Source organism: Lyngbya sp. CCY1209, assembly GCF_055795065.1.
Window position 1 is genome coordinate 1 of record NZ_JAYFER010000290.1, and the last position, 8,310, is coordinate 8,310.

The following is an 8,310-nucleotide window of genomic DNA, read 5'->3' on the forward strand; positions in this document are numbered from 1 at the left end:
TTGGGAATTGATTCCCAAGCGGTTTGGAGATTCAACCGGATTGGATAGAATCAGAAATACCGATTAGGGATTGAAACGATAGAAACCGTTATTGACGCCGCATCAAAATCGCGCCATTTTCGCTGAGTTTAACCTGCCATTCCGGCAACCAATTCAGATAGCGGATGGGACGATCGCTCGGCATATTCATCGTTTGGAAATTCTCCGCCTGTCCCGGTTCGCTGAAAATGCGATCGTCGAACAAAACCAGAGTGCGGATGTGGGGGGGAAGCACGATCGCATCCTCATCCAAATCGTGGGATAAATCCGGCAATTGATAGTTCTGAAAATAGAGATCCATGAGGCGGTAATAATAATCCCGAGTCAGGACGACGGTAGTTTCCGGGGGGAAGCGATCGCGGACAAATTCGATCCGTTCTCCCACATCCAAATTGAACCGTCGCAACTCTCCGGCAGTCGGCATTCCAGGGGGACCAAAAAGGAAAAATAACCCGTTCAAACCAACAATCGCGGCGGTGACAATTGCCCAGGCTTGGCGGTGATACTTCGAGAGGCGATCGCCCCACCAAACCATCGTCAACCCCCCCATAATCAGAACCGCAGGCATGATGGTAAACGTCTGGGGTTTGCGGCGGAGGTGAACCAAAGAAAAATACAACAATCCCGGAATTAAAGCGGCAAATGAACTCTGAATTTTCCAATCCCGGCGAATCAAATACCCGATCGCCGTGCGATCGCGCACCAACATCCAAAACATGGGAATAATCGCCAATCCCACCACCCGAAAATAAGCCTTCATCAATACCATCACATTGTCGAACACCTCCCCCAAGGAATCCGCATCCTGGCGGGTGGTGTGCACGGGTAGCCAATTTTGCACCAACTCCCAATAACTTTGCCATCCCCCCGCACTGGCAATTAACGGAACGAACCACAACGCCACCGCCAGCCAACCGACTCCAAAGGCTAAAATCACCTGAAAAAAGGTAAACGAATTTTGACTATCAGTTTTGCGGGAACGCCGCCACCCGAAAAACACCGCAACCAAAGCGAGGGGAAGCAAGAAAAAGGGCGTGCTGGGACGAATTCCGCCCGCCAAACCCATCAATATCGCCAAACTAAATAGGGCACGGCGATCGCCCAATCCCGTATAATAGGCAGCAAGATAAATCAGCACCACCCAGCAAAATTCCAAGGCGTGGGAAAACGCCGTTTCGCCGTAGTACCAAAACAGGGGACTGGTGAGGGCGAGTAACGATACACTCCAGCCAACCCGGCGATTGTACCAAGCATTTCCCAACAGAAACAAAGCGGCAACCGTCACCCCCGAGGCGACAATATTGACGGCAACCAAACTCAGCGTCGGATCGTCGATAAACAGGTTAAAAAACCTCGCCATCCAGATAAAAATGATAAACATCCCCGGCATCTGCGGCTGGTTTCGACTGACGTCAAACTCGCGAACCGCCATCGCGAAATGTCCCTCGTCCCCCTCCGGAAATTGGGTGTGGAAGGGGAGGCGAGTCAGTATCGTGAGGGCAAATAGTGCGATCGCGATCGCGGAATCTTTCCAGATGCGATCGCCACTGGCGGACGGTTTGGCGGTTTCTGCGGGACTCAAACTCATGGACAATTTTGGCGACACCCGACGAACTGAATAGCAGTATACCTTGTTCTCGTAACACAAGCTTCCAGCTTGTTTGTGACAGGCAGGATGCCTGTGCTACGGCTTATATACAAAAGAATCTGGATCGTAACTGGCTGGTTTGTGACAGGCAGGATGCCTGTGCTACTATTCTGAAATTTGCCAAATTCCCCAATTCTCGACGGTATCGACGGGGGTTCCGGGGAGCTCGGGGTGCCAGTCAGTGCGAGTGAGGATATAATCAGCTTGGAAACTTTGGGCGATCGCGACTAATTCCGAACCCGACTTTTGGCGGTAGCGATCATCTAAATCGGCGGCAGAAGCATCGACGGTTCCGGTTATTTTTTTCATCCGATCTTCCCATTCCAATATACCGCGATCGGTGAAAGGAAAACTTTTGAACGACCACACCACGGAACGCTGGGAATAGAAGCGAAAATCTTCATCAGACGGGGGAACTAAAACGAGGGCATCTTGGGGACTCTGTTGCCGGAACCGTTCGCCTAAAATTGCCACGGGTTCGTCCGGTTTCGCGACAATTTTTAGGCGATTCGGCATCCAGGAGGCGCCTACAATTATCAAAATTGACAATAGGGCGACTTTCAATAATTTCGGAAACCGGGGAAGGGGTGCGATCGCGGGAAAAAATAGTGTCCCAAACAGAAACAGATCGTAATGATAGTTTAACAGGAAAGTCAGCAGCAGTAAAAAGATGGAGCCATAATCGATCCAATTGAGTTTCTGGGAGGGTATTTGGATGCGTTGTATTGATGCGACAAATAGCAGCGTGAAGATCGCACCGAAGTAGGAACAGAGGAGAATTGACAAAATCAGCATTAAAATAACGATTGAAAAATAGATCCACCGATTTTTAAGTTTGGATAGATAACGGGGGTATAACCAGAGTGTTATGGTGGCGATCGCCAACAAAATCCCGCTATTTTTAATAACGGTAAGGGCGATTAATAGACATCCCAAGGGCAGATTGCCACTCCGGTAAGATTGACTAACCCAAGCCGCGATCGCCATTAAAACCACCAGTTGAATAAAAGGTGTCGTCCTCGCCAGTTGCAGTTTCGCGAAGGTGGCGATCGGGATGATTTCGACGAACACATACCCCAGCAGCAACCCTCCCAAAGCGGCGATAAAAATAACTCGCAGTTTGAATTTATCTTTGGATGTAAAAACCGATGAAATTGAGATTAGAATCCATCCGGAAACTGCGAACCCGATCCAATTGATCCACCCCCGCGATCCGAATAATCCAAATTTAGAATAAATGACGTGGTGGGGGTGGCGAATGTAACCGTAAAGCTCGATAAACTGTCCGTCGTCCATCAGCTCACTTCCCGTCCCTCCGGTGAGTTTCATGGGCAGGTAGACACCGGCGGCGAAAAGGGTTAATAATAGAAAGGCGATTAGTGGGGATTTGTAGGCTGATGAGATCCCCCTAAATCCCCCTTGAGAAGGGGGACTTTCGCTCCCCCTAAATCCCCCTTGGGAAGGGGGAGTTTCGCTCCCCCTCAATCCCCCTTGGTAAGGGGGAGTTTCCATCCCCCTAAATCCCCCTTGGTAAGGGGGAGTTTCCATCCCCCTAAATCCCCCTTGGGAAGGGGGAGTTTCCATCCCCCTAAATCCCCCTTGGTAAGGGGGAGTTTCCATCCCCCTAAATCCCCCTTGGTAAGGGGGACTTTGAATTGGGCGTTCTTGCCGATCAACGTGAGAGCTTCTATAAACTTCTAAAATGGCGAGGGGGGCGAATAATATCCCCGGGAGGACGCCGACCAAAAATTGTAGGAGGCAGGCACAGCCGAATAGAGTATATCCGAAAATCCAGCGACTCTTAAAACAGTGATAAATTCCCCAGATTGAAACAGCGATCGCAAACGTTGCCGGAATGGGTTCAGTGCGGAATAAATCGGTAAAACCGATGGTGCCGTTGGCGGCGGTTAAGCCCAGAAATGCCAGGGTTGAAGCCGCCATGACATTCCGGCACAAAATGCGGGCGATCGCAGACAAACCCAGGACGAATGCGGCCAGTGCGATGAGATAATAAATGAATGTAATCGCCGAAATATTCAATCCCAGCCTTGACAAAACTTCAATTAAATGATAATAATAAAATCGCGGGTTGAATTGCACCATTTCCCGAACGTAAAAATCCCGGGGATAGAGGGTCGGGTCGAGGAGGAATTCGACGGCTGGGAGTTGGTTGCGGAGGTTGGCGGATGCGAATTCGTATCCGTAGAAAATGATCGTCCCCAACAGCACGAAAACCGCGATCGCGGTTCGCCTTAACCCCGTCAACCCAGATTCGGCATCCATAGAAAGTCAGATATGGCTCGGACAGAACTCACTGTAGCCGAGTCCGTCCCGAACTGCCAAGGAACAAATTGGGACCCACCGTCATCTGTAAAAATACCGAGCGATCGCGCCCCGACACGGCCTTTCTATTCCGACCTGCCATTCCAGAATTTGGCGAGAGTCAAAAAAGCTGCCGATCGCCCGGACCGACAGCCTCAAACATACTCCATTCTACCGATTGTAGAATCCCAAGTTCATGGACTCAAAAGTTCCCGGTTTTGCTCCCTAAGTCCCCAAAAAATTACATTTTCCCCTTCCCAGAAGCCCCATTCCGCTCGATTTCTTAAAATTTTCTGCGGGCCACCCTACGCCCCCCGACGCCTCAAATTCCCACCCAAACAGAGATCGGCTGCCATTGCCGAGGCGAATCGTTATGATATATATGTTGAAAAATCTTAATCTTTATTTACAATATGCGATCGTCCCGATTCGGCACCGCCGAGATCAAAGCATTCATCAAGGAAAATATATTCTTCGGGAACGACCCCAGCCCGGAACTGGTCGCCATCCTGACAGTCTACTTCGTCCAGGGAATCCTGGGGTTAGCCCGCCTCGCCGTCAGCTTCTTCCTCAAAGATGACCTGGGGATGAGTCCGGCCGAAACCGCCGCCCTGACTGGGATCGCCTCCCTCCCCTGGGTGGTCAAACCCCTGTTCGGGTTCCTCTCCGACGGGTTGCCCATTTTCGGATACCGCCGCCGACCCTATCTGATTCTATCGGGTCTTCTGGGGGCGCTCTCCTGGGTGGCGATGGCCACCGTCGTCAGCAACCCCGTCACGGCCGGGATCGCGATCGCCCTGAGTTCCCTCTCCGTCGCCGTCAGCGACGTGATCGTAGACTCCCTGGTAGTGGAGCGGGCCCGAAACGAGTCCATCGGCAACATCGGTTCCCTCCAGTCCCTCTGCTGGGCCACCTCCGCCATCGGGGGACTGATCACCGCCTATCTGAGCGGCTACCTCCTGGAAGCCTTCAACTCCCAAACCGTATTCCTGATCACCGCCACCTTTCCCCTGCTGGTATCCGCCATCGCCGGAGCGATCGCGGAAAATCGGATAACCGACGCCTCCAACTGGGAAATCGTCAAAGATCAGGTCAGACAACTGCGGGGGGCCATCACCCAAAAATCCATCTGGCTGCCCACCGCCTTCGTGTTCCTGTGGCAAGCCACCCCCTCCGGCGACTCCGCCTTTTTCTACTTCAGCACCAACGAACTCGGGTTCCAACCCGAATTTCTGGGGCGGGTCCGCCTCGTCACCAGCATCGCCGCCCTGATCGGGATCTGGCTGTTCCAGCGATTCTTCAAATCCGTCCCCTTCCGGAAAATCTTCCTGGGTTCGACCATCATTTCCGCCGTCCTCGGCATGAGCGTCCTGCTGCTCGTCACCCACGCCAACCGGGCCCTCGGCATCGATGACCGCTGGTTCAGCCTCGGGGACAGCCTGATCCTCACCGTCGCCGGAGAGATCGCCTATATGCCCGTGCTCGTCCTCGCCGCCCGCCTCTGTCCCCCCGGAGTAGAAGCGACCCTGTTCGCCCTGCTGATGTCCATTTCCAACCTCGCCCGACTCCTCTCCCACGAGTCCGGCGCCCTGCTGACGCACCTGTTGGGAGTCACCGAAACGAATTTCGATAACCTGTGGCTGCTGCTGACGATCACCAACCTCAGCACCCTTTTGCCCCTCCCCCTGATCCACTGGCTGCCCCAGGTCAGCGCCCGAGGGGAAGAAGAGTCCCCCGAGTCCCCCGACGGCGAACCCGAATCCCTAAATCCGGAATTGGTTCCGGAATTAGTGTCCGATTAGTTATTTTTCAGTCTCAACCATGCAAAATTTGACCTCCAAACCCTCCAAAACCGAACGGCCCTACGATCCCGAAGATTGGAAGCGGGGCTATGGGTCCCAACCGAATGAATACGATTATGCGATCGCCGACATCGACGGAACCATCCCCCCCGATCTCGAAGGGACCCTGTTCCGCAACGGCCCCGGCCTTTTAGATATCGGCGGTCTGCCCATCCACCACCCCTTCGACGGGGACGGCATGATCTCCGCGATCGCCTTCCGGGACGGACGGGCCCACTACCGCAACCGCTACGTCCGCACCCCGGGCTATTTAGAAGAACAAAAAGCCCAGACCATCCGCTATCGGGGCGTATTCGGCACCCAAAAACCGGGGGGATGGCTGGCCAACGCCTTCGACCTGCGAACCAAAAATATTGCCAATACTCAGGTCATTTACTGGGGCGGCAAACTCCTGGCCCTGTGGGAAGCCGCCCAACCCCACCGCCTCGACCCGGAAACCCTGGAAACCCTCGGCATTGACGATCTCGGCGGCATCCTCGAACCGGGGGAAGCCTTCGCCGCCCACCCCCGCATCGACCCCCGTTCTCAATTCAATGGCGGCGAACCCAGTTTGGTGAATTTTGCCATCAAACCGGGACTCTCGACGACAATTACAATCTACGAACTTGCCCCCGACGGCGGACTGGTTCACAAACATGACCATTCGGTGCCCGGTTTCGCCTTCATCCACGATTTTGCCATTACCCCCAATTACTGCATCTTTTTGCAAAATCCCGTCCGCTTCAATCCCCTACCGTATCTGTTCGGACTCTGCGGGGCGGGCCAGTGCATCAATTTTCAACCAAACGAACCCACCCGGGCGATCGTGATTCCCCGCGACCCGAAGCGGCGATCGCACAAAAAAGTGCTCGAAATCGAATCCGGGTTCGTCTTCCACCACGTCAACGCCTTTGAAACGGGGGACGAAATCTATCTCGACTCCATCTGTTACGAATCCTTACCGGGCGTTGACCCCCAGGCGAATTTCCGCGATACTGATTTTACGGTTCTCGAACCGGGTCAACTGTGGCGGTTCAACCTCAACTTAACCACGGGGGAAGTTAAACGCCAAATGGTCGAATCCCGGTGTTGCGAGTTCCCCACAATCCACCCCGATCGCATGGGCCGTTCCTACCGATATTTATACCTCGGCGCGGCGCACCAGCCCGAGGGAAATGCGCCCCTGCAGGGGGTTTTGAAGGTGGATCTCGAAACCGGCGATCGCCAACTTTGGAGCGCGGCACCCCGGGGATTTGCCGGGGAACCCGTGTTCGTCCCCCGCCCGGACGGGAATTCGGAGGATGACGGCTGGGTGTTGATGTTGGTTTACAATAGCGAAACCCACCAGTCCGATGTCGTCATTTTGGATGGCAAGGACGTGAATCAAGGCCCCGTCGCCCGGTTGCACCTCAAACACCATATCCCCTACGGATTGCACGGAACCTTCGCGAAACTTTAAGTTTTAATAAGTTTTCAGTTGTCTCCGCCGACAAAAATTCCGCGCTTTCCCACGGGTTGGGGGCGCGGAATTTTGATGGGAAAAGCTTGCACAGTCGCGGCGATTGTTGACACTCTCCGCGAAGACAGCGACGGAGATTCTTCCTACTTATCTTGAGGTGAACTTTGCCTAATCGAACTCTCGCCTTAGCTCTATTGTTAGAGCCCTTCTGCTTGTGGCTGACTCTTCTCTGAACCCGCTTCAGCTTCGCCTCTCCCAGTCTGTAAAACCGGGGGTTCTCGACCTTGCCGCCCAGCGAATCAGTGTAGAAGTTCTCAAGGCCCACATCCAAGCCGATGGCACTGTGAGTGGGCCGAACCTCTTCACGTCGCTCGACCTGAACACAGAACTGAACATAGTAGCCGTCAGATCTTTTGATCAGCCTGACCCGCTTGATCTGTTCTTTCGAGTAGAAATTGAGATGGCGAGTTCCCTTGAGCTTTAACTTGCCGATTCCCAGCTTGTCAGTGAAAGCAATCGACTGGCGATTATCGGCCAGCTTCCAACTTTGGGTTTTGTACTCGATTGAGCGATTATCCTTCTGGAATTGTGGATACCCTTTTCTGCCAGGGACTTTCTTTTTACAGTTGTCGTAGAAGCGAGAGATAGCCGTCCATGCCCGATCTGCTGATGCCTGTCTAGACATAGCGTTGAGCTTTTCGGCAAACGGAAACTCTTTGGCCAGTACGGCACTATATTTGCTGAGGTCATACTTCCCGGTCTTGGGGGTGTCCATCCACAGGCGGATGCACTTATTGCGAATGAACTGGACAACTCGAATGCCCTCGTCAATGGCGGCGAACTGGCTGGGCTTACCGTAAGCCTTGAACTCAAGTACGAGCATAATTCGACCTAATCAACGCATAATGCTAACTTTTTCAGGATATAACGGCAATGCGGCTAAAGCCGCCGTGTCGCTTTTCCACTCCGCTCTAAAGAGACGGAGCTATCAAGCTCCCGAA

The 8,310-nt window shown here is 53.4% G+C and carries 4 protein-coding genes and 1 pseudogene; 2 read left to right on the forward strand and 3 right to left on the reverse strand.

The annotated features are described in order from the left end of the window. Window positions 1–88 precede the first annotated feature (88 nt). Window positions 89–1,627: an ArnT family glycosyltransferase gene (locus tag AC0QHF_RS08490; RefSeq protein WP_324703772.1), complete on the reverse strand. Its 1,539-nt coding sequence runs from the start codon at window positions 1,625–1,627 to the stop codon at window positions 89–91. 165 nt (window positions 1,628–1,792) lie between these two features. After that, window positions 1,793–3,970 carry a proline-rich domain-containing protein gene (locus AC0QHF_RS08495; protein WP_324703773.1) on the reverse strand — a complete coding sequence of 726 codons (2,178 nt, stop codon included), beginning with the start codon at window positions 3,968–3,970 and terminating at the stop codon, window positions 1,793–1,795. A gap of 452 nt (window positions 3,971–4,422) precedes the next feature. Here AC0QHF_RS08495 and AC0QHF_RS08500 point away from each other — a divergent pair, with 452 nt between their 5' ends. Continuing rightward, entirely contained in the window at window positions 4,423–5,811 is a 1,389-nt protein-coding gene (locus AC0QHF_RS08500; protein WP_324703774.1) for a folate/biopterin family MFS transporter, read from the forward strand. A 19-nt stretch (window positions 5,812–5,830) separates the two neighbouring features. Next, the gene (locus tag AC0QHF_RS08505) at window positions 5,831–7,309 is read left to right on the forward strand and encodes a carotenoid oxygenase family protein (RefSeq protein ID WP_324703775.1); all 1,479 of its coding nucleotides are present in this window, start codon (window positions 5,831–5,833) and stop codon (window positions 7,307–7,309) included. A gap of 121 nt (window positions 7,310–7,430) precedes the next feature. Here AC0QHF_RS08505 and AC0QHF_RS08510 read toward each other — a convergent pair. Continuing rightward, window positions 7,431–8,192: pseudogene (locus AC0QHF_RS08510) on the reverse strand (RNA-guided endonuclease InsQ/TnpB family protein); the annotation flags it as partial. Window positions 8,193–8,310: the final 118 nt, after the last annotated feature.